Annotated in this window: 19 protein-coding genes; 9 read left to right on the forward strand and 10 right to left on the reverse strand. The window is 69.3% G+C overall.

Translation table 11 applies throughout. The annotated features are described in order from the left end of the window. Positions 1-2: 2 nt before the first annotated feature. The 4 genes from ASC98_RS19710 to ASC98_RS19725 all read right to left on the reverse strand — a co-directional run bounded on the left by ASC98_RS19710 (position 3) and on the right by ASC98_RS19725 (position 3,488). On the reverse strand, positions 3-437 hold the full coding sequence (locus tag ASC98_RS19710) for a universal stress protein (RefSeq protein WP_056810045.1): 435 nt from the start codon (positions 435-437) through the stop codon (positions 3-5). An 88-nt stretch (positions 438-525) separates the two neighbouring features. Next, entirely contained in the window at positions 526-1,380 is an 855-nt protein-coding gene (locus tag ASC98_RS19715) for a sulfurtransferase (RefSeq protein ID WP_056810048.1), read from the reverse strand. A gap of 11 nt (positions 1,381-1,391) precedes the next feature. Further along, positions 1,392-2,285: a DMT family transporter gene (locus ASC98_RS19720; RefSeq protein ID WP_235581326.1), complete on the reverse strand. Its 894-nt coding sequence runs from the start codon at positions 2,283-2,285 to the stop codon at positions 1,392-1,394. 48 nt (positions 2,286-2,333) lie between these two features. Then, positions 2,334-3,488 (reverse strand): aromatic ring-hydroxylating dioxygenase subunit alpha, encoded by a 1,155-nt coding sequence (locus ASC98_RS19725; RefSeq protein WP_056810054.1) that lies wholly within the window; start codon positions 3,486-3,488, stop codon positions 2,334-2,336. A 220-nt stretch (positions 3,489-3,708) separates the two neighbouring features. Between ASC98_RS19725 and ASC98_RS19730 the strand changes: the two genes are divergently transcribed. From ASC98_RS19730 to lolD, 6 genes are all read left to right on the forward strand, one after another. Then, positions 3,709-3,963: an exodeoxyribonuclease VII small subunit gene (locus tag ASC98_RS19730; RefSeq protein ID WP_056810057.1), complete on the forward strand. Its 255-nt coding sequence runs from the start codon at positions 3,709-3,711 to the stop codon at positions 3,961-3,963. Continuing rightward, a complete protein-coding gene (locus ASC98_RS19735; protein WP_056810061.1) occupies positions 3,960-4,847 on the forward strand; it encodes a polyprenyl synthetase family protein in 888 nt (295 codons plus the stop codon). The genes ASC98_RS19730 and ASC98_RS19735 overlap by 4 nt, the downstream gene beginning before the upstream one ends. A 7-nt stretch (positions 4,848-4,854) precedes the next feature. Next, positions 4,855-6,744 (forward strand): 1-deoxy-D-xylulose-5-phosphate synthase, encoded by a 1,890-nt coding sequence (gene dxs, locus ASC98_RS19740; RefSeq protein WP_056810063.1) that lies wholly within the window; start codon positions 4,855-4,857, stop codon positions 6,742-6,744. An 89-nt stretch (positions 6,745-6,833) separates the two neighbouring features. Beyond that, positions 6,834-7,625, forward strand: coding sequence for a GTP cyclohydrolase FolE2 (gene folE2 / locus ASC98_RS19745; RefSeq protein ID WP_056810066.1), 792 nt, complete (start codon positions 6,834-6,836; stop codon positions 7,623-7,625). Positions 7,626-7,668: 43 nt separating this feature from the next. Further along, complete coding sequence (locus ASC98_RS19750; RefSeq protein ID WP_056810070.1) at positions 7,669-8,925, forward strand: lipoprotein-releasing ABC transporter permease subunit; 1,257 nt, start codon at positions 7,669-7,671, stop codon at positions 8,923-8,925. Next, positions 8,918-9,604 carry a lipoprotein-releasing ABC transporter ATP-binding protein LolD gene (gene lolD / locus ASC98_RS19755; RefSeq protein ID WP_056810073.1) on the forward strand — a complete coding sequence of 229 codons (687 nt, stop codon included), beginning with the start codon at positions 8,918-8,920 and terminating at the stop codon, positions 9,602-9,604. The genes ASC98_RS19750 and lolD overlap by 8 nt, the downstream gene beginning before the upstream one ends. Before the next feature lie 181 nt (positions 9,605-9,785). Here the strand turns inward: lolD and ASC98_RS19760 are convergent, their stop codons facing one another. From ASC98_RS19760 to tagH, 6 genes are all read right to left on the reverse strand, one after another. Next, a complete protein-coding gene (locus tag ASC98_RS19760) occupies positions 9,786-10,265 on the reverse strand; it encodes a GNAT family N-acetyltransferase (protein WP_056810076.1) in 480 nt (159 codons plus the stop codon). A gap of 2 nt (positions 10,266-10,267) precedes the next feature. Next, on the reverse strand, positions 10,268-10,843 hold the full coding sequence (locus ASC98_RS19765) for a PIN domain-containing protein (RefSeq protein ID WP_056810078.1): 576 nt from the start codon (positions 10,841-10,843) through the stop codon (positions 10,268-10,270). Next, positions 10,840-11,301: a helix-turn-helix domain-containing protein gene (locus ASC98_RS19770; protein WP_056810081.1), complete on the reverse strand. Its 462-nt coding sequence runs from the start codon at positions 11,299-11,301 to the stop codon at positions 10,840-10,842. The genes ASC98_RS19765 and ASC98_RS19770 overlap by 4 nt, the downstream gene beginning before the upstream one ends. Before the next feature lie 84 nt (positions 11,302-11,385). After that, the gene (locus tag ASC98_RS19775) at positions 11,386-11,976 is read right to left on the reverse strand and encodes an OmpA family protein (RefSeq protein WP_056810082.1); all 591 of its coding nucleotides are present in this window, start codon (positions 11,974-11,976) and stop codon (positions 11,386-11,388) included. Positions 11,977-12,065: 89 nt separating this feature from the next. Continuing rightward, entirely contained in the window at positions 12,066-12,884 is an 819-nt protein-coding gene (locus tag ASC98_RS19780; protein ID WP_056810086.1) for a PP2C family serine/threonine-protein phosphatase, read from the reverse strand. 35 nt (positions 12,885-12,919) lie between these two features. Next, positions 12,920-15,049 (reverse strand): type VI secretion system-associated FHA domain protein TagH, encoded by a 2,130-nt coding sequence (tagH, locus tag ASC98_RS19785; protein ID WP_056810089.1) that lies wholly within the window; start codon positions 15,047-15,049, stop codon positions 12,920-12,922. 213 nt (positions 15,050-15,262) lie between these two features. On the opposite strand from tagH, the gene ASC98_RS19790 reads away from it, so the two are divergent. The 3 genes from ASC98_RS19790 to ASC98_RS19800 are packed head-to-tail and all read left to right on the forward strand — an operon-like array spanning position 15,263 to position 18,974. Then, entirely contained in the window at positions 15,263-17,143 is a 1,881-nt protein-coding gene (locus ASC98_RS19790) for a protein kinase (RefSeq protein ID WP_056810092.1), read from the forward strand. Between the two features lie 11 nt (positions 17,144-17,154). Further along, positions 17,155-18,201 (forward strand): polysaccharide deacetylase family protein, encoded by a 1,047-nt coding sequence (locus ASC98_RS19795; protein ID WP_056810095.1) that lies wholly within the window; start codon positions 17,155-17,157, stop codon positions 18,199-18,201. Further along, positions 18,198-18,974: a lipopolysaccharide assembly protein LapB gene (locus ASC98_RS19800; RefSeq protein WP_056810097.1), complete on the forward strand. Its 777-nt coding sequence runs from the start codon at positions 18,198-18,200 to the stop codon at positions 18,972-18,974. Before ASC98_RS19795 ends, ASC98_RS19800 begins: the two co-directional genes overlap by 4 nt. The last annotated feature ends 267 nt before the right edge of the window (positions 18,975-19,241 follow it).

The raw sequence follows: 19,241 nt of genomic DNA on the forward strand, positions 1-19,241 counted from the left end.
GCCTACCTGACGACCAGCACCGGCACCTTGCTGTGCGTCAGCACCTTCTGCGTCTCGCTGCCCAGCAGCAGCGCGCTGACGCCACGCCGGCCGTGCGAGGCCATCACGATCAGGTCGCACTCCTGTCGGCGGGCATGATCGATGATCGCCTCCCACGGGTGCAAGGCTTCCAGCGTGTGGGCCTCGCAAGGCACGCCGAGCGCGACACAGTCGTCGCGCACCGCCTTCACGCGGGTCGACGCGATGCGCTCCTGCGCGTCGAAGAACTCCTGCGGCGGCGTCGGCTGCATCTCCGAGATCGCGCTGTACGGGAACGGCTCCTTGACGCTCAGCGTGTAGACCCGCGCGTTGACCGACTTGGCCAGCGCGATGGCCGTGTCGGTCGCCTTCTTCGTGATGTCCGAACCGTCGGTCGGAACCAGGATGCGGTGGAACATGGTCACCTCCTGAGAGTGGGAACAGGATGGACTTCACCCGGAAGTCCAGTGTTCCCCAGAAGGCGTCGGCCGGGGCCGCTATCCCGCGTCAGAGACGAGGAGATTTCTCCATCGGACGGGCGCTGTCGGATGACCATTCACTCCAGGACCCCGGGTACAGCACGGCGCCGCCCAGCCCGGCCACTTCCATCGCCAGCAGGTTGTGGCAGGCGGTGACACCCGAGCCGCACTGGTTCACCACCGATTCCGGCGCGCGGCCGTCGAGCGCCGCGAGGAACTCCGAGCGCAGCTGCTCCGCCGGCTTGAAGCGGCCGTCGGGCTGCAGGTTGTCCTTGAAGAAGCGGTTCTTCGCGCCGGGGATGTGGCCGGCCACCGCATCAATCGGCTCGACCTCGCCGCGGAAGCGCTCCGGTGCGCGGGCGTCCAGCACCAGCACGTCGCCGAGGCGCTGCTGGAGCTGCACGGCGTCGATCGTCGGCCGCTGCGGGGCGGTGTCGGGGTAGCGCGCGGCCGGCACCGGCTGCGCGATGTCCTGCGACAGCGCGCCACCGGCGGCCTGCCACGCGGCGAGGCCGCCGTCGAGCACGCGCACCGTCGGATGGCCCATCCACAGCAGCACCCACCAGGCCCGCACCGCGTACATCGCGGCCTGCCGGTCGTAGACGACGATCTCGCGTCCCGGCACGAGGCCGATGTCGCCCATCCAGCGCGCATAGTCGTCGCGCCCGGCCAGCGGGTGGCGGCCGTTGCGGCCGGTCTTCGGGCCGGACAGGTCCTCGTTCAGGTTCACGTACAGCGCGCCGGGGATGTGGCCTTCGCGGTAGCTGCGCTCGCCGGCCGCGGCATCGGCGAGGTCGAAGCTGCAGTCGAGCACCAGTGGCGGCTGCGGTTGTGCAAGCGCCTGTTGCAGCTCGGCGGCAGAGATCAGCGGCGGTCGGATCATCGGGAGGCCTTTCAGCTTTCGGGCAGGACGGAAATGTCGCGTTGCGGCGGAGACTCCTGGCGCAGCCGGGTCGCGGCGAGGCCAGCCCCGACGATCAGCACCATGCCGGCCAGCGCCATCCAGGTGACCGGATCGCTGAACACCAGCACGCCGTACGCGAACGAGAACGCGATGCCCAGGTACTGCAGGCTCGCATTGACCAGCGTCCTGCCGGTGCTGTACGCCCGCGTCATCAGCAATTGCGCGGTGGTCGCCAGCAGGCCGACGGCCAGCAGCAGCGCCGCGCCGGTCCAGGTGTGGGCGTGCATGCCGGTCCACAGCATGCTGAGCGCGCCGGCCAGCACGCCGCCGAGCGAGAAGTAGAAGACGATGCGCGATTCGGGTTCGCCGGCCCGGCCGAGCGCCGAGACCTGCAGGTAGGCGGTGGCCGAGACCACGCCCGACAGCAGCCCGATCAGGCCGTGCCACAGCTGGTTCTCGGCGATCGTCGGGCGCAGGATCAGCCCGACGCCGATGAAGCCGGTGAGCACCGTCGCGATCAGCCGGCCGTCGACGCGGGCGGTGCCCAGCACCGCGGCGCCGCCGATCAGGAACAGCGTCATCCACACCGACGACATGTAGTTCAGCGTCATCGACGTGGCCAGCGGCAGGTTGCCGATCGAGTAGAACCACAGGCACAGCGCCGAGACGCCGGTCAGGCTGCGCCAGAAGTGCATGGACGGCACGTTGGTGCGCAGCGTGCCGCCGCGCCAGCGGGTGAGCCCGGCCAGCAGCAGCGTGCCGGTCAGGCCGCGGTAGAAGACGATCTCGCCGGCCGGGTAGTACGCGGAAGCGAGCTTCACGCACACGCCCATGCTGGCGAACAGGAACGACGCGAGGATCATCAGGACGGGAGCGGAACGCATCGGGTGATTTTCACTCACCGCGAGTGTCAGCCGCCGCCGGGCCGCCCTTCAGACGGCCAATTTCATCGCCTTGCGGTACCACGCATGGAACTGCTCCATGCCGTCTTCCATCGGCGTCTGGTATGGGCCGACCTCGTTGTCGCCGCGCTCGTGCAGCGCCTTGCGGCCGGCGTCCATGCGCAGCGCGATCTCGTCGTCTTCGACGCAGGTCTCGAGGTAGGCCGCCTGGTTCGCGTCGACGAACTCGCGCTCGAAGGCCGCGATCTCTTCCGGGTAGAAGAACTCGACGACGTTCAGCGTCTTCTGCGGCCCCTTCGGGTACAGCGTCGACACCACCAGCACGTGCGGGTACCACTCGACCATCACGTTCGGGTAATAGGTGAGCCAGATCGCACCGTGCTCCGGCACCGGGTTGTCGAAGCGGCCGCTTCGGAAGGCCAGCACCGCGTCGTGCCACTTGCGGTAGGTGTCGGAGCCGGCCTTCGCGAGCGCGTTCTTCGGGCCGACCGTCTGCACCGAATGGTGCCGACCGAATTCCCAGCGCAGGTCGTCGCAGCTGACGAACTGGCTCAGCCCCGGGTGGAACGGCCCGACGTGGTAGTCCTCCAGGTAGACCTCGATGAAGGTCTTCCAGTTGTAGTCGCATTCGTGCATGTGCACGCGGTCGAGCACGTAGCCGCTGAAGTCCAGGTCGGCGCGCGGGCCGAGGCCCGCCAGGTCGGCGGCCACGTCGCGGCCGTTGGCCTCGAAGACCAGGCCGTTCCAGGTCTGGGTCTTGTAGCGGTTCAGGTGCAGGCAGGGGTCGGCCGGGAAGTGCGGCGCGCCGATCAGCTGCCCCTTCAGGTCGTAGGTCCAGCGGTGCAGCGGGCACACGATGTGGCTGCCGGTGTTGCCGCGCCCGCGCAGCATCACCGCCTGCCGGTGCCGGCAGACGTTGGAGATCAGCTCGATCCCCTGCGCGGTGCGCACCAGCGCGCGGCCCTCGCCCTCCTGCGGCAGGGCGTAGTGGTCGCCGATGTCGGGAACCGCGAGTTCGTGCCCCAGGTAGCGGGGCCCGTGCTGGAAGATGAGCTCCATCTCGCGGCGATGGAGGTCGTCGTCGAAGTACGCGGAGACGGGGAGTTGCGTGTTGTGGGGGCCGGTGTGGCTGGGGGGGCTGCTTTGGCGCTCGAGCGCTGGAAGAGCGAGGCTCAGGTCGGACATGATCCCGAGGGTCTCCTATAACCGATGTGAACGTGCCACCACGGGCGCTGCCGGGGGTGGGAGGTCTCGCTGCGCACGGCGCGTTGGAACCAGCGAGGGCGGGATTGTAGCTGCGGCGCCGCACCTCGACCCTCTTTGGGGGGATGGAGAGATGAAGCGGCGGCCGGTTCGTGGATCGCGGGATGGTCGCTGACTACAATGCTTGTTTTTGTGTCACGACATGCCAAAGCCTTCTGCCACCCCTGCGCCGACCGAGGTGTCCCACCCGGCGCCCGCCAGCTACGAGGACGCGTTGTCCGAGCTCGAGCGGCTGGTCGTGGCGATGGAAGGCGGGCAGCTTCCGCTGGAGAAGCTGCTCGAAAGCTACAAGAGAGGGGCAGATCTGCTCAATTACTGCCGCGAGCGCCTGAGCGCCGTCGAGCAGCAGGTGCAGGTGCTCGAAGATGGCCAACTGAAGCCGTGGTCCGGGGGATGAGTTTGATCGAATTCGATGAATGGGCCCGCACCGAGCTGGAGTCGGTCGAAGCCGCGCTGTCGCGCTGGGTGCCGGTCGAGGCGCCGGCCGGGCTCGGCCAGACCATGCGCTACGGCGTGCTCGACGGCGGCAAGCGGCTGCGTCCGCTGCTGGTGCTGGCGGCGGCCCGCGCGGTCGACGGCCAGTGCGAGGCGGCGCTGCGCGCGGCCTGCGCGGTCGAACTGATCCACGCCTACTCGCTGATCCACGACGACATGCCCTGCATGGACAACGACGTGCTGCGCCGCGGCAAGCCGACGGTGCACGTCCAGTACGGCGAAGCGCAGGCAATGCTGGCGGGCGACGCGATGCAGGCGCTGGCCTTCGAGGTGCTGACGCCCGACGAAGGTGTCGAGCCGGTGCTGCAGGCCCGCTTGTGCTCGCTGCTGGCGCGCTCGGCCGGCCATGCCGGCATGGCCGGCGGCCAGGCGATCGACCTTGCGAGCATCGGCGCCACGCTCGACGAGCGCACGCTGCGCGACATGCACCACCGCAAGACCGGTGCGCTGCTGCAGGCCAGCGTGCTGATGGGCGCGGCCTGCGGGCGCACGAATCCGGTGGCCTGGCAGGCGCTGGCGGAGTATGGTGACGCCCTGGGCCTCGCGTTCCAGGTGGTCGACGACATCCTCGACGTGACGCAGGCCTCCGAAACCCTCGGCAAGACCGCCGGCAAGGACATGGACAACAACAAGCCGACCTACGTCAGCGTGCTGGGCCTGGAGCCTGCGCGCCGGCATGCCGCGCAGCTGCGCGACCAGGCGCATGCGGCGCTGCGGCGCAGCGGCCTCCCGAGCACCCGCCTGCTGGGCATGCTGGCCGACAAAGTGGTCGAACGTGACTCCTGAACCGCCGATGAACCACCCCCTGCTGCACACCATCCAGAGTCCGGCCGACATCCGCCGGCTGTCGCGCGTCGAGCTCAAGCAGCTGTCGAGCGAGCTGCGCGACTTCCTGCTGCACAGCGTTGCCGAGACCGGTGGGCACCTGTCATCCAACCTCGGCACGGTGGAGCTGACGGTCGCGCTGCACCATGTCTTCAACACGCCGCACGACCGGCTGGTGTGGGACGTGGGCCACCAGACCTACCCGCACAAGATCGTCACCGGCCGCCGCGAGCGCATGGCCACGCTGCGGCAACTCGGCGGGCTGTCGGGCTTCCCGCGGCGCGACGAGAGCGAGTACGACACCTTCGGCACCGCGCATTCGTCGACCTCGATCTCGGCCGCGCTCGGCATGGCGGTGGCCGCCAAGCTGAAGGGCGAGGAGCGCCGCTCGGTCGCGATCATCGGCGACGGCGCGATGACCGCCGGCATGGCCTTCGAGGCGCTGAACAACGGCGGCGTGTCGCAGGCCAACATGCTGGTGGTGCTGAACGACAACGACATGTCGATCTCGCCGCCGGTCGGTGCGCTGAACCGCTACCTGGCCCGCCTGATGAGCGGCAAGTTCTACGCCGCCGCGCGCGAAGGCGCCAAGCAGGTGCTGAAGAACGCGCCGCCGCTGTTCGAGCTGGCGCGCCGTTTCGAGGAGCATGCGAAGGGCATGGTCGTGCCCGGCACGATCTTCGAGGAATTCGGCTTCAACTACGTCGGCCCGATCGACGGGCACGACCTCGATTCGCTGATCCCGACGCTCGAGAACCTGCGCGACCGCCCGGGCCCGCAGTTCCTGCACGTCGTCACGAAGAAGGGCTACGGCTACCAGCTGGCCGAGGCCGATCCGGTCAAGTACCACGCCGCCTCCGGCAAGTTCGACCCGGCCGAGGGTTTTCCGAAAGCCAAGCCGAGCAAGCCCACCTTCACCGCCATCTTCGGCCAGTGGCTGTGCGACATGGCCGAGAAGGACAAGCGCCTGATCGGCATCACGCCGGCGATGCGCGAAGGCTCGGGCATGGTCGAGTTCGAGAAGCGCTTCCCCGATCGCTACCACGATGTCGGCATCGCCGAACAGCACGCGGTCACCTTCGCCGCCGGCCTCGCCTGCGAAGGCCTGAAGCCGGTGGTCGCGATCTACTCCACCTTCCTGCAGCGCGCCTACGACCAGCTGCTGCACGACGTCGCGATCCAGAACCTGCCGGTGGTGTTCGCGCTCGACCGCGCGGGCCTGGTCGGTGGCGACGGCGCGACGCATGCCGGTGCCTACGACATCGCGTTCCTGCGCTGCGTGCCGAACATGAGCGTGCTTGCACCGGCCGACGAGCGCGAGTGCCGCCAGCTGCTGACCACCGCGTTCGAGCAGGACCATCCGGTGGCGGTGCGCTACCCGCGCGGCGCCGGTGCCGGTGTCGCGATCGACCCCGAACTGACGTCGCTGCCCTGGGGCAAGGGCGAGGTGCGCCGCCGCGGCGAGCGCATCGCGATCCTGGCCTTCGGCACGCTGCTGTACCCGGCGCTCGCTGCCGGCGAGGCACTCGGCGCGACGGTGGCCAACATGCGCTACGTGAAGCCGCTCGACGCCGACCTGGTGGCCGAGCTCGCGCGCACGCACGATGCGATCGTCACGGTCGAAGAAGGCTGCGTGATGGGCGGTGCCGGCAGCGCAGTGCTCGAAGCCCTGCAGGCCGCGCGGCTCGAGATCCCGGTGCTGCAGCTCGGCCTGCCCGACGTGTTCGTCGAGCATGGCGATCCGGCCAAGCTGCTGGCTGCCTGCGGGCTCGATGCGGCGGGCATCGAGCAATCGATCCTGAAGCGCTTCGGCGCGCGCCCGGCGCTGGTGAGGCCGGTCGCCGGCCAAAGGGTTTGAACGGCGTCGTCAAGTCCTTTCGCGCCGTGGGCGCACTGATTCCTGTCATCCTTGCGGCTGTTGACAGATAGAAGTCCGACATGAATCACATGACGAATTTGAAAGACGCGCTGCACATTCCCGACACGCAGAGCGAGCGCGACGAGCGCCACCTGGCGATCCAGCGCGTCGGCGTGAAGGACGTGCGCTACCCGCTGCAGCTGAAGTTCGGCAAGACGGTGCAGCCGACGATCGGCCAGTGGGAGCTCGACGTGGCGCTGCCGGCCGAGCAGAAGGGCACGCACATGTCGCGCTTCGTCGCGTGGCTCGATGCGCTCGGCGAGCCGCTCGATGCCGACGGCCTGAAGCTGCGTTTCGCCGAGATGCTCGAGAAGCTGCACGCGACGCACGGCCGCGTCGAGGTGAAGTTCCCGTTCTTCATCCGCAAGCGCGCGCCGGTGTCCGGCGTCGAGAGCCTGCTCGACTACCAGGGCAGCTGGGTCGCCGAGATGCGCGACGGCAAGCCGGTCGTGTGGTCGCAGGTGCTGGTGCCGGTGAAGTCGCTGTGCCCGTGCTCGAAGGAGATCTCCGACTACGGCGCGCACAACCAGCGTTCGCACGTGACGATCCGGGCCGAGCTGCTGCAGGACGTGCCGTGGGGCGAGCTGGTGCGCTTTGCGGAGAACGCGGCGTCGAGCGAGATCTGGCCGATGCTGAAGCGCGCCGACGAGAAGTGGGTCACCGAGCATGCCTACGAGAACCCGAAGTTCGTCGAAGACCTGGTGCGCGATGTCGCGCTGGGCTTGAATGCCGACCCGCGCATCGGCCGCTACACGGTCGACGTCGAGAACTTCGAGTCGATCCACAACCACAGCGCGTTCGCCCGCATCGAACGCCTGTGACCGGTGCGATGCGGAGGGCAATCCGGGTAGCATCCCGGCACCTATGAACTGGCCCTACGAATTACAAATAGGCGTGCGCTACACGCGCGCCGGTCGCACCGGCCGTCGCAACGGCTTCATCTCCTTCATCTCCGGCGTCTCGATGCTCGGCATCGCGCTCGGCGTCGCGGCGCTGATCATCGTGCTGTCGGTGATGAACGGCTTCCAGAAGGAAGTGCGCGACCGCATGCTGTCGGTCGTCGCCCACGTCGAGGTGATGGACGGCCAGGGCCAGGCGCTGCCCGACTGGCACCTGACCGCGAAGCAGGCGCGCGAGAACCCGCAGGTGACCGGCGCCGCGCCGTTCATCGCGGCGCAGGCGCTGATCGCGCGCGGCGACGACATGCGCGGCGCGATCGTCCGCGGCATCTCGCCCGATGACGAGGCCACCGTCACCGACCTCGCCGCGAGCATCAAGGACTCGACCTTGTCGAAGCTCGTGCCCGGCGAATGGGGCATCGTGCTCGGCATCGAGCTGGCCCGTTCGCTCGGGGTGCACGAGGGCGACAAGATCACGATCGTCGCGCCCGGCGGGCAGGTCACGCCGGCCGGCGTGGTGCCGCGGTTGAAGCAGATGACGGTGGTCGGCACCTTCAACGCCGGCCACTACGAATACGACAGCGGCCTCGCGATGATCCACGTCGACGATGCCGCCAAGCTGTTCCGCACCGACGGCCCGACCGGCGTGCAGCTGCGCCTGAAAGACCTGTTCCAGGCGCGCGACGTCGCCGAGCAGCTGTCGCAGGCCTTCGGTCCGCAGTTCATCGTCAGCGACTGGACGCGGACCAACCGAAACTGGTTCTCCGCGGTGCAGCTCGAGAAGCGCCTGATGTTCATCATCCTGACGCTGATCGTCGCGGTGGCCGCCTTCAACCTCGTCTCGACCCTCGTGATGACCGTCACCGACAAGCAGGCCGACATCGCGATCCTGCGCACGCTGGGCGCGAGCCCGCGCTCGATCATGGGCATCTTCATGGTGCAGGGCGCGGCGTCCGGCATCATCGGCACGCTGTCGGGCGTCGGCTTCGGGCTGTTGATCGCGCTGAACATCGACGTGATCGTGCCGTTCATCGAGCACCTGCTGCGCACCAGCTTCCTGCCGTCGAGCATCTACCTGATCAGCCGCATGCCGAGCGACCCGCAGGCCGCCGACATCGTGCCGATCACGCTGATCTCGCTCGTGCTGTCGTTCGTCGCGACGCTCTACCCGAGCTGGCGCGCGAGCCGCGTGCAACCGGCGGAGGCGCTGCGCTATGAGTGACCCGCGCGAACTGGTGATCGATGCGCAGGCGCTGCACAAGCGCTTCAGCGAAGGCGGGCTCGACGTGCACGTGCTGCAGGGCGTGGCGCTCCACGTGCACGCCGGCGAGACGGTGGCGGTGGTCGGCGCCTCGGGCTCGGGCAAGAGCACGCTGCTGCACCTGATGGGCGGCTTGGAGGCCCCGAACAGCGGCGCGGTGCAACTGAAGGGCCGCGATTTCTCGCACATGAGCGCGACGGAGCAGGGCGCCTGGCGCAACCGGCACCTGGGCTTCGTCTACCAGTTCCACCATCTGCTGCCGGAGTTCACCGCGCTCGACAACGTCGCGATGCCGCTGCGCATTCGCCGGCTGACGCAGCCCGAGGCGCGCGAGCAGGCGCAGGCGGTGCTGGCGCAGGTGGGCCTGGCGGCGCGCGTGCACCACCGGCCGTCGGAGCTGTCGGGCGGCGAGCGCCAGCGCGTCGCGATCGCCCGCGCGCTGGCCGGCAAGCCGGCCTGCGTGCTGGCCGACGAGCCGACCGGCAACCTCGACCGCGAGACTGCCGATGGGGTGTTCGCACTGATGCTGGAGTTGGCCCGCAACCAGGGCACGGCCTTCGTGATGGTCACGCACGACGAAGGGCTGGCGAAGCGCTGCGACCGGGTGCTGCGTTTGAAGCAGGGGCGGCTGGTCGACTGAGCGGTCGGTGGAACCGAATCCGCGAAGTCGATCACTCATGAGGCGTCCAGACCGGACACCTGCGACGGGTGGCCCTGGTGCTGGCTTCCATGGTGCGAGTGCCGCCACGCGTACCGCGTGGGGCGACTGACGCCGATGCTGGCCGAGGCGGCCGGGAAAGCGTTGCGCAAGAAGCGCAGCTCTATTCGAGACCGCCTCGCAACATCCCGGCATAGATTCCGGGCGACGACCCCTCGATCACCACCGCACCCACCGTCTTCTCGTAGAACGCCTTCGGCCCGGCGCTGCCGATGACCGCGTATGCGTAGCCCAGTTCTCGCTGCGCATGCAACGCGGCCAGCAGCAGTGCCCGCCCGACGCCTTGGCCTTGCACCGCATCGAGCACGCCCTCCGGGCCGAAGAAGTTCTTGCAGGTCGCGTCATGGCACGCGAAGCCGACGATCTGCTGGTCGCGGACCGCGATGAAGCAGGCGACCGGCAGCCGCCCGATCGCGACGTCGATCTCGGCCACCCAGCCGGGGAAGTGTTCGGCCGCCCACGCCAGGATGCGCGGCTTCTCGGGGGCGAGGGCACGGCGCACCGTGATGCCATGGCGGCGGACTGCTGCCAGTGCGTCGTCGAGTGGGGGCAGCTTGTAAAGCGTGACGAGCATGTCGGACATGGCTACAGGATGGCCCGGTAAGGGGTCAGCAGTTTGGTGGTCTGGACGAGGCCTTGGCGCAGCAGGATTTCGAGATAGAGGTCCACGTCGATCGGCGGTGCCTTCAACTGCGCACGTTGGCGTTGCGCGGCGCCAATCACGACGGCAGGGTCGAGATCGAACAGGTTGTCGATGAACACGTCAGGATGCTGCGCCTCGATGCCGAGCTGGAACAGGGCCTCGTGTGGAAAATCCTTCTCGTTGAATGTCACGATGACGCTGGCGTGGCAACGGATAGCCGCAGCGAGCACGTGGCGATCGTCAGGATCCGGCAAGTGCAGGCCTGCAACGAGATGCTCGTGGCCGCTCACCAGCGCATCCGGTATCGCGCGGTCCATCAGGCCCGAGGTGCGTTCGACCTGCATGGAAGTGAGGTCGGGGCGATTGCGGAGCAGGTTGCGTCGCCACTCGTCATGAATCTGCGCACTCCAGCGCGCCCTGAAGCACCCTGACAAGCCAAGTCGCACCAGCAGGTCCCGCAACGGGGCCGGGTAGAGGACGCAGGCGTCGTACACCACCGTGAACGGCGAGTGCCTCACTCGTAGCCCATTCCCAGGTTCTGCGCCTGGCGCGCCAACTCATCGAGTGCTTCTTCGCTGTCGCGATCACGCAATTCCTTGAATGCCATCAGGTCGGCAAAGCGGATTCGTCGATGCTTGCCCGTCCGGTGGAACGGCAGCGATCCGCCTTCGAGGAGTTTTACGAGATGAGGACGCGACACATTGAGCAGGTCGGCGGCCTCCTGGGTCGTCAACTCCGCGTGGACCGGCACCACTTGCACGGCGTTCCCATCGGCGAGCTCACTGAGGATGTCAACCAGCAGGCGCAGCGCGGAGGTCGGCAACTCAACCTGATGGGCCCGGTTCTGGTCATCGAAGATCTGGATGCGCTGCGTCTCGAACTGCGTCGCCAGATACGCAGCCAATGCACGCTGCCCTTGTGCGGCAGCTTGCACCTCCCGTTCGACGGGCAACATCACTTTGGGCGCGGGCGCCATCGCGTACTCCTGATCAGCGGAGCACGACTCTATGCGAGGCGGTCGATAAACGCAATAAACGAAATGTCGGCCGTGCCGACCGCGCTACTTCGCGTTCGTCACGATCGTCACCCGCCGGTTTTCCGGCGCGGCCGGCACCGCGCGGTTCAGCAGGTCGTGGTCGCCCTTGCCCTCGGCCTTCAGCCGGTCGGCGGCGATGCTGTGGGTCGTCACCAGGTAGTCGCGCACGCTCTCGGCGCGCTGCTGCGACAGCAGCATGTTCGCGTCGGGGTTGCCGCGCGGGTCGGCATGGCCTTCGACGTTGAAGCTGTAGTCGGCCAGCCGGTCGTTCTTCAGCGCGCCGGCCACCACGTCGAGCTGCTGCTTCGCCGATTCGGTCAGCTCCGACGAATTGGTCAGGAACGTGATCAGCAGCGATGCGCTCGCCTTGCGTTCCGGCGCCGACACGCCGGCGCCGTCGCGGCTCACCTTCAGGCTGCGCGTGACGACCGGCTCCGGTGGCGGCGTCAGCGCGTCCAGCAGGTTGCTCTCGGTGACGTTCTTGCCCTTCAGCACCCGCGTGTCGCCCATGTCCTGGGCCCACAGCGGCGTCGCCACAGGAGCCGCCAGCAGCGTGGCGAGGACCAGACCGGCGACCCGGCGCAGCGAAGACGAATTGAAGCTCAGCGTGTCCATCAGGGACCTCCGTACAGATGCTGGAATGATGCCTGCGTCACGGACATCGGGAAGCGACCAAGGTCACGCCGGGTCACGGCACCCCGCGATCAAGGGGCCTTGCCCGCGCCGCCACCGATCGTGTCGTCGTCCCACAGCCCCGACATGCGCGTGGTTTCCGACGGATCGCCGATCCACACCGCGACCGCGCTGTAGTTGTCCTGCTTCGGCCTGGCGGCCGCACGGATCGCTTCGCCCATGCGGTCCAGCCAGTCCTCGGCCGAATCGGCAGCGGCGAACGCGGCCTCGATCGCCCGCTTCGAGAACAGGTCCCACCAGCCGTCGGAACACAGCAGGAAGGCGTCGCCGTCTTCGATCGGCATGTGGGTTTCGAGCGTGCTCGGCTCGACCGGGCCTTCGGTGCCCATCGCGCTGAGCAGCTGGTTCTTGTGCGGGTGGCCGACCGCTTCTTCCGGCGTCAGGTAGCCGGCATCGACCATGCGCTGCACGACGCTGTCGTCGCGCGTCACGTGGCACACGCGGCCGTGGCGCAGCATGTACAGCCGCGAATCGCCGACGTGCGTCCACAGCGCTTCCTCGCGCCGCGTGTCGATCCACAGCGCGACCAGCGTGGCATGCATGCGCTCGGCACTGCGCTTGCCCTGCTGCTGTTCGTTGATCGCCGCATGCGTGTCGCACACCAGCTGCGTCAGGTACTCGGGCGTGGCCTGCGTGGCCGACTGCAGGCCGAGCGCGGTCATCCGCACGACCATGTCGGACGCGACGTTGCCGCCACGGTGCCCGCCGGCGCCGTCGGCCAGCACGGCATAGCAGAACGGCCCGCTGACGCCGTGGCGCAGGTCGTCCTCGTTGCGGCTTCGCCCACCCACCTCGCTGCGGGCGGCGATCTCGACTTGCAGCATGGCCATGCGTCCTGTGCGGCGGCTTTGGAAACGGCGATGGATCAGGTGCCGCCGGGGTGACGCTCGGCGTCCAGGCGGTCGAGCTGGTCTTCGTAGGCCTTGATGAAGGCCTTGCCGAACAGCTCGTGGAAATCCTCCTGGGCGTCGTCGTGGATGCGCTGGTAGTGCTGCAGGTACAGCTCCCACAGCTTCGCGCGGCGGTTCATCGGCAGCACGCTGTCGAGCACGCTGTTGCCCGAGAGCTTGCCCTCGAGCTGCGACGGCTCGAAGCGCTTCAGCACGCCTTCGAGCGCGGCGCGCATGCCGACCATCGTGCCGATCGCATGGCCGACCAGGTCGTCCATCGCGTCGTGCACTGCGGCCGGGCCCACCATGAAGCCGCGCATCGGCGGCTGCAGCAGCTGCTCGATCGCGGTGCCGGCGTCCGGCGAGAACTTCAGCGGGTTGTTGTTGCGCGCCTGGATCATCGTCACGTCGGCGCGCAGCTCCTGCTTCGCGGCGGCACGCGTGGCGACCAGCTTCAGCGTGCCGTCGACCGAATGGCGAAGCACCTCGCCGATGACGCGCATCAGCGCCGGGTTCAGGCCCTGCGGCGGCTGCAGGTGGATGCCGGCGCCTTCGCAGAACGCCGCCCACAGTGCCTCGGGCGATGTGTCGCCGGCGGCATGGGCAGGCGCTGCCACGGGCGGGCGCGCAGCGACCGGCGGTGCCACCGGCGCGGGCGGCATCGGCGTCAGCGGCATCGGGGCCGAGGTCATCAGCGACGGCCGGGCCGGGCGCACGCCGGGCATCGTGGTCGTCGGGGTCAGGTCCTCGCCGCGGATTCGCGCGGCCGGCGGCGCGGCGCGCGGCGGTGCCGGCGGGCGCGGCGAGCTGACCTGCGTCATGTTGGGATCGAACGGCGGCGGCGCCACCGGGGCCGGCGGGAGGGGGCGTGCCGGCGGCGCGGCCGGCGGCGGGCTTTGCACCGCCGGCGGCACGTAGGCGCCGCGCAGCTCGGGCGTGTGGTCGAAATCGGCCGGGATCGCGGCGGCCGGCGCTGCCGGCGCGGTGCCGCCGAACATCGCCAGCGGATCGGTGTTGGCCGACGCACCGCCCGGCGCGGGCGCGGCCAGGAAGGCGGCCAGCGGATCGCCGCCGCTGCCGGCAGCCGGCGCCTGGCCCAGCCCGAACATCGCATCGAGGCTCGACGACGGCGCGGCGGTGGGCGTGCCCAGCAGGTCGCCGAGGCTGAAATCCACCGGCAGCGAGCCGCCGGACGGCGCCGGCGGCGGCGCGGAGGCCGAGCTGCCCATGAAGCCGGCCAGCGGATCGGCCGCTGCCGATCCGGACGATGGCGACGGCAAATCGGCGAACGGGTCGAAATCGTCCGGCAGCCGGCTGGCGGTGGCGGGCGGCGGCGGCGCGAAAGCCGCGGACGCGCGCGTGGCCGGCGGAGGTGGCGCGAAAGGCGGCGGCGCAAGAGGCGGTGGCGCGAACGGAGGCGGCGGAGCCACCATCGGCGCGGCGGCCGGCCGGAACGACGGCATTGTGCCGGTCGGACTCGACTCGCGGGCGCCGCCCATCAGGTCGGCGAACGGATCGCTGGCGCCCGGGCCGCTCGGGCCGCCCAGCAGGTCGCCGAACGGGTTGGCCGAATCGATCGGCGCGGGCGTGGCGCGTGGCGGCGTCGGCTGCGCGGGCGGCGGCATGGCTGCCGTCGTGCCGCCGAGCGGGCGGGGCGTCGGCGGGGCCGGCGGCATCGGCGGGCTCAGCTGCAGGCGCGGGTTGGTGCGCGATTCGACCGCCGAAGCCTTGATCACCGTGCGCGAATCGATCGGCGCCCGCTCGTCGGTGCGCGGCGTGGTCTCGGGCGCGGCCAGCGTCGCCCGCATCACATAGCCGCCGATCACCAGTTCGTCGGCATGGCCGAGCGTGCTGCCTTCGCCGGCGTTGATCGGCCGGCCGTTGACGACGATCGCATTGGCGCTGCCGACGTTGCGGATCGAGAACGAGCCGTTGCTGAACCAGACCTCGGCCTGCAGGCGCGAGATGTGGCGCTCCGGATCGGGCAGGGCCAGCGTGTTCGTGTCGGAACGGCCGATCGTGCCACCGCGTTCGTCGAAGTGGCCCGTGATCGACTGAGACAGGGTCTCGTTCTTCAGGGTATGGGCGCGTATCACCAGGATCATGAGGGCTCCGACAGCGAGGCAGGCACGCCCGCCGTGCGGGGCCGGCGCGCCTGAAGCCGGTTTATCCGCCGCGCGATCCGGATTGGCAATCAACGAAAGTCATGCGCTTGTCGCACGAGCCGTCGGAAACGTTTGCCCGCCGGGGGGAGGGACGGTGGCGAGATGACTTTCGTTCATTGAGAGTTTTGCTCCCAGCAGGCACTGTGCCGTGCCATGCCTGAAGACGACTACCCGGAACGCCCGTTCGAAGACGACGAGACCACGCGCGTCATCACCCATTCCAGCGCCAGCATCCGCACCGCCCCGCTGAACGCGGCCGCGGCCAATGCGTCGGCGGACACGCTGCCGGCCGCTGCGCTCGGAAGTGAGTCCGCGCGCCGCGCGGCGCCGGCGGCCGCCAGCCCGGCGGCGCCGCGCCAGGTCGGCCGCTACCAGATCACCGAGCGCATCGGGCGCGGCGGCATGGCGAGCGTCTACCGCGCCCACGACCCCGGCATCGACCGCACGATCGCGATCAAGTTCCTGCATGCCGCGTACTGCGAGGAAGAGGAATACCGCGCGCGCTTCCTGCGCGAGGCGCGTGCCGCCGGCATGCTGTCGCACCCGAACATCGTCACCGTGCACGACGTGGGCGAGATCGAGGGCCGTCCCTACATGGCGATGGAGCTGATCGAAGGCGAGCCGATGAACGAGCTGATGGCGCGTTCGGGCCCGATGCCGATCCGCGACACGCTGGTGATCGTGCTGCAGCTGGCCAAGGCGCTCGACTACGCGCATGCCAAGGGCATCGTGCACCGCGACATCAAGCCGTCGAACATCATGGTGCTGAAAGGCACCAGCACCGTGAAGGTGACCGACTTCGGCATCGCGCACGTGGCGAGCGGCGCGTCGTCCACTCACCAGACACGGGTCGGCGACGTGCTCGGCACGCCGCAGTACATGTCGCCGGAGCAGACCAAGGGCTCCAAGGTCGACGGCCGCTCCGACCTGTTCTCGGTCGGCATCATCCTGTACCAGATGCTCAGCGGTGCGCCGCCGTTCCAGGGCGACAGCATCGTCGCGCTGGCGATGAAGATCGCCACCGAGGAGCCGACGCCGATCGAGAAGCTGCGCCCCAACCTGCCGCCGGGCGTGCGCCGCATCGTCGAGCGCTGCCTGGCCAAGCAGCCGGAGCGTCGCTTCCAGACCGGCCAGGAGCTTGCCGCGGCGATCAGCCTGGCGATGCGCGACGCCGAAGACGATGCGCGCGAGAAGGAAAAGCCCCGCATCCTGCCGCTGCGCGTGAAGTGGGCGCTGATGATGGGCGCCATCGTGTTCGCGGTGATGGCGGTGACCGGCGCGGTCGTCAACCGGCAGCAGACCGCCGCGATGATGGGGCAGGTGACCGATTACGGTGCGTCGCTGAGCCGCTTCATCGCGGCGCAGAACGCGGTGTCGGCGCTGGCCGACGAATGGGTGGCGGTCGAGGTGTCGGTCGGCGAGGTCATGAAGACGCGCGATTTCACGAGCGTCAGCGTGGTCGACCGGGCCGGCGTCGTGCGGGCGTCGAGCGACGCCGCGAGCGTCGGCCAGCCCTACAAGGCGCGCCCTGGCGAACTGCTGGGCACGCGGGCCGGGGGCGTCAGCGTGACGCGGGTGCTCGACGACAACGACAACGTGCTGCTGTTCGAGGCGCCGATGACCTTCCAGGGCAAGGCGGTCGGGCGCGTCGCGCTGGGCGTGCCGGAGAAGCCGCTCGCGCAGGTGGCGCGGCTGAGCCTGACGCTGATGATCGTGCTGGTGATCGTCACGGTGCTGGCGGTGGCGGTGGCGATGTACTTCGTCGCGAACTGGTTCGCGCGGCCGATCAAGCTGGTCGGCGACTCGATGCGCGAGATCGCGCAGGGCCGTTTCGAGCACCGCATCCGCGAAGAGCGCACCGATGAATTCGGCCAGCTCTACAAGGGCTTCGATGCCATGGCGCAGGCCCTGCAGGAGCGCTACGTGCCGACGCAGGACACCGCGGCCGAAACGCAGCGCGTGGCCGCCAGCTTCGCCAGCACGATGGCGCCGCTGAAGCGGCCGCCGGCCGCCGATCCGAAGAAGCCTTCTTGAGGGAGCCGTCGATGCAAGCACTTCAGCGCCGCGCGCTGACCCTGGTGGCGAGCGTGGCCTGCGTGCTGGCGCTGGCCGCCTGCCAGACCCCGCCGCGCGGCGATGGCGGCACGGCCACCGTCGCCCCGAGCAGCGCCGACAAGGACGGCGTGCTCGCGCGCAGCGACCGCCTGTTGATCTACGTGCCGCAGGGCGACGACAGCTATGCGTCGATCGCGCAGCGCTTCCTCGGCAGCGCGGCGCGCGAGTGGGAGGTGGCCGATGCCAATCCCGGCATGCCGCAGGCGCGCAGCGGCCAGCCGGTGGTCGTGCCGCTGAAGCCGCTGAACCCGATGGGCGTGCGCAGCGGCCAGTACCAGACGATCCCGATCCTCTGCTACCACCGGGTGGGCCAGGGCAGCGGCAAGATGACGGTGTCGGCGTCGGGTTTCGAGCAGCAGCTCGACTGGCTGGCGGCCAACAACTTCAAGGTGATCCGCCTGAAGGACCTGATCGGTTTCCTCGAAGGCCGGCAGCCGCTGCCGAAGCGGTCGGTGGTGCTGACCTTCGACGACGGCTATGCGTCGTACTACCGCCATGCCTACCCGCTGCTGAAGAAGCATGGCTTCCCGGCGACGGTGTTCCTGTACACCGATTTCGTCGGTGCCGGCGATGCGCTCACGTGGCCGCAGATGCAGGAGATGACCGCGTCGGGGCTGATCGACATCCAGTCGCACTCGAAGACCCACTCCAACCTGATCGAGCGGGCCGCTGGTGAAAACGATGCCGCGTATGCGAAGCGGATGGATGCCGAGGCGAAGGTGCCGCGCGACGTGATCGAGAAGCGCTTGTCGAACGAGGTGCTGACGTATGCCTACCCGTTCGGCGACGTCAACGAGGTGGTGCTGGAGGCGCTGGCGCGCAACCGCTACCGGCTGGCCGGCACCGTGACGCCTGGCGGCAACCCGGCCTGGGCGCAGCCGCTGATGCTGCGCCGGACGATGATCTACGGCAGCCATGACCTGGAGGCCTTCAAGTCCAAGTTGCAGACCGTTCGCAGCTTCACGCCTTCGTCATGACGCACGCTTTCGTTTTTCGATTCACGGCGCTGGCCGCTGTCACGCTGCTGCTGGCTGCCTGTGCGGGCGTGCCCACCGGCAACCCGGGCGGCACGACCGACGCGGGTACCGGTGCGCGCAATGACCCGGTGTCCGAGTTCGAGTCGCGCCAGCGCGACCAGGCGGTGGCGCTGGAGCGCCAGGGCCAGTGGGGCGAGGCGGTGCAGGCCTGGGAGGTGCTCGCAACGCTGCGGCCTGCGCAGTACCGCGAACGGCTGGCCGAGGCGCGGCACCGCGCCGACGTGCTGGCGACCGAGCGGCTGCAGCGGGCGCGAGCCGAGTGGAAGAAGGGCGATCTGGACGCTGCGGAGCAGTCGTACCTGGGCGTGCTGGCCTTGCAGCCGGAGCAGGCCGAGGCGGCGGACGGATTGCGCGGCATCGAGCGCGCGCGCAACAAGCGCGACTACCTGGGCCAGCCGTCGCGGCTGACGTTGACGCGCAAACCGGGTGCGCGGATCGCGCCGAGCGAGCAGTCGATCGAGCTGGAGCATGCGGTGATGCTGTCCGGCCAGGGCGAATACGACGAGGCGATCGGCATGCTGCAGAAGCGGGTCGATGCCGCGCCGCGCGATGCCGCGGCACGCCGGGCGTTGGCCGACACGTTGCTGAAGAAGGCGCAGGCGCTGCAGGCGAGCGATCCGAAGGCGGCGCGGGAGGCGCTGCAGCGGTGCCTGAAGCTGGAGCCGAAGAATGCTGGGGCGTTGGCGCTGCTGAAGAAACTGCCTGTGGGATGAGTTTGGAGCTGAGCTTGAGCTGAGCTGAGCGGCAAAGGCGCGGGTGGGGAGGCTGTGGCGCGCCGTCGGGGGCGGTCCTCGGCCCCCCGGGGGGGCCGAGGACTTCCCTCCGCTGGCTGGCTTCATGGCCCGTCGCCGAAACTCCCGCCGCTCACTTTGTTCGCTGTGGTCAAACAGTCGGCGACAGTCAGTCCACGAAGCGTGCTGCGCACGCGGGCCACGAAGCCAGCCAGCTCCGGCGCCCCCTCCTTATTGGCGCGCCACAGC

Source organism: Rhizobacter sp. Root1238 (genome assembly GCF_001425825.1).
GTDB lineage: Bacteria > Pseudomonadota > Gammaproteobacteria > Burkholderiales > Burkholderiaceae_C > Rhizobacter.

Bases quoted from the DNA above. Each gene is read 5' to 3' on its own strand.
- ASC98_RS19750 (WP_056810070.1), top strand. From the start codon at position 7,669: ATGAACTGGCCCTACGAATTACAAATAGGCGTGCGCTACACGCGCGCC.
- ASC98_RS19725 (WP_056810054.1), bottom strand. From the start codon at position 3,488: ATGTCCGACCTGAGCCTCGCTCTTCCAGCGCTCGAGCGCCAAAGCAGC.
- ASC98_RS19800 (WP_056810097.1), top strand. From the start codon at position 18,198: ATGACGCACGCTTTCGTTTTTCGATTCACGGCGCTGGCCGCTGTCACG.
- dxs (WP_056810063.1), top strand. From the start codon at position 4,855: ATGAACCACCCCCTGCTGCACACCATCCAGAGTCCGGCCGACATCCGC.
- lolD (WP_056810073.1), top strand. From the start codon at position 8,918: ATGAGTGACCCGCGCGAACTGGTGATCGATGCGCAGGCGCTGCACAAG.
- ASC98_RS19770 (WP_056810081.1), bottom strand. From the start codon at position 11,301: ATGGCGCCCGCGCCCAAAGTGATGTTGCCCGTCGAACGGGAGGTGCAA.
- ASC98_RS19795 (WP_056810095.1), top strand. From the start codon at position 17,155: ATGCAAGCACTTCAGCGCCGCGCGCTGACCCTGGTGGCGAGCGTGGCC.
- ASC98_RS19720 (WP_235581326.1), bottom strand. From the start codon at position 2,285: ATGCGTTCCGCTCCCGTCCTGATGATCCTCGCGTCGTTCCTGTTCGCC.
- ASC98_RS19790 (WP_056810092.1), top strand. From the start codon at position 15,263: ATGCCTGAAGACGACTACCCGGAACGCCCGTTCGAAGACGACGAGACC.
- tagH (WP_056810089.1), bottom strand. From the start codon at position 15,049: ATGATCCTGGTGATACGCGCCCATACCCTGAAGAACGAGACCCTGTCT.
- ASC98_RS19735 (WP_056810061.1), top strand. From the start codon at position 3,960: ATGAGTTTGATCGAATTCGATGAATGGGCCCGCACCGAGCTGGAGTCG.
- ASC98_RS19760 (WP_056810076.1), bottom strand. From the start codon at position 10,265: ATGTCCGACATGCTCGTCACGCTTTACAAGCTGCCCCCACTCGACGAC.
- ASC98_RS19780 (WP_056810086.1), bottom strand. From the start codon at position 12,884: ATGGCCATGCTGCAAGTCGAGATCGCCGCCCGCAGCGAGGTGGGTGGG.
- ASC98_RS19730 (WP_056810057.1), top strand. From the start codon at position 3,709: ATGCCAAAGCCTTCTGCCACCCCTGCGCCGACCGAGGTGTCCCACCCG.
- ASC98_RS19775 (WP_056810082.1), bottom strand. From the start codon at position 11,976: ATGGACACGCTGAGCTTCAATTCGTCTTCGCTGCGCCGGGTCGCCGGT.
- folE2 (WP_056810066.1), top strand. From the start codon at position 6,834: ATGACGAATTTGAAAGACGCGCTGCACATTCCCGACACGCAGAGCGAG.
- ASC98_RS19715 (WP_056810048.1), bottom strand. From the start codon at position 1,380: ATGATCCGACCGCCGCTGATCTCTGCCGCCGAGCTGCAACAGGCGCTT.
- ASC98_RS19710 (WP_056810045.1), bottom strand. From the start codon at position 437: ATGTTCCACCGCATCCTGGTTCCGACCGACGGTTCGGACATCACGAAG.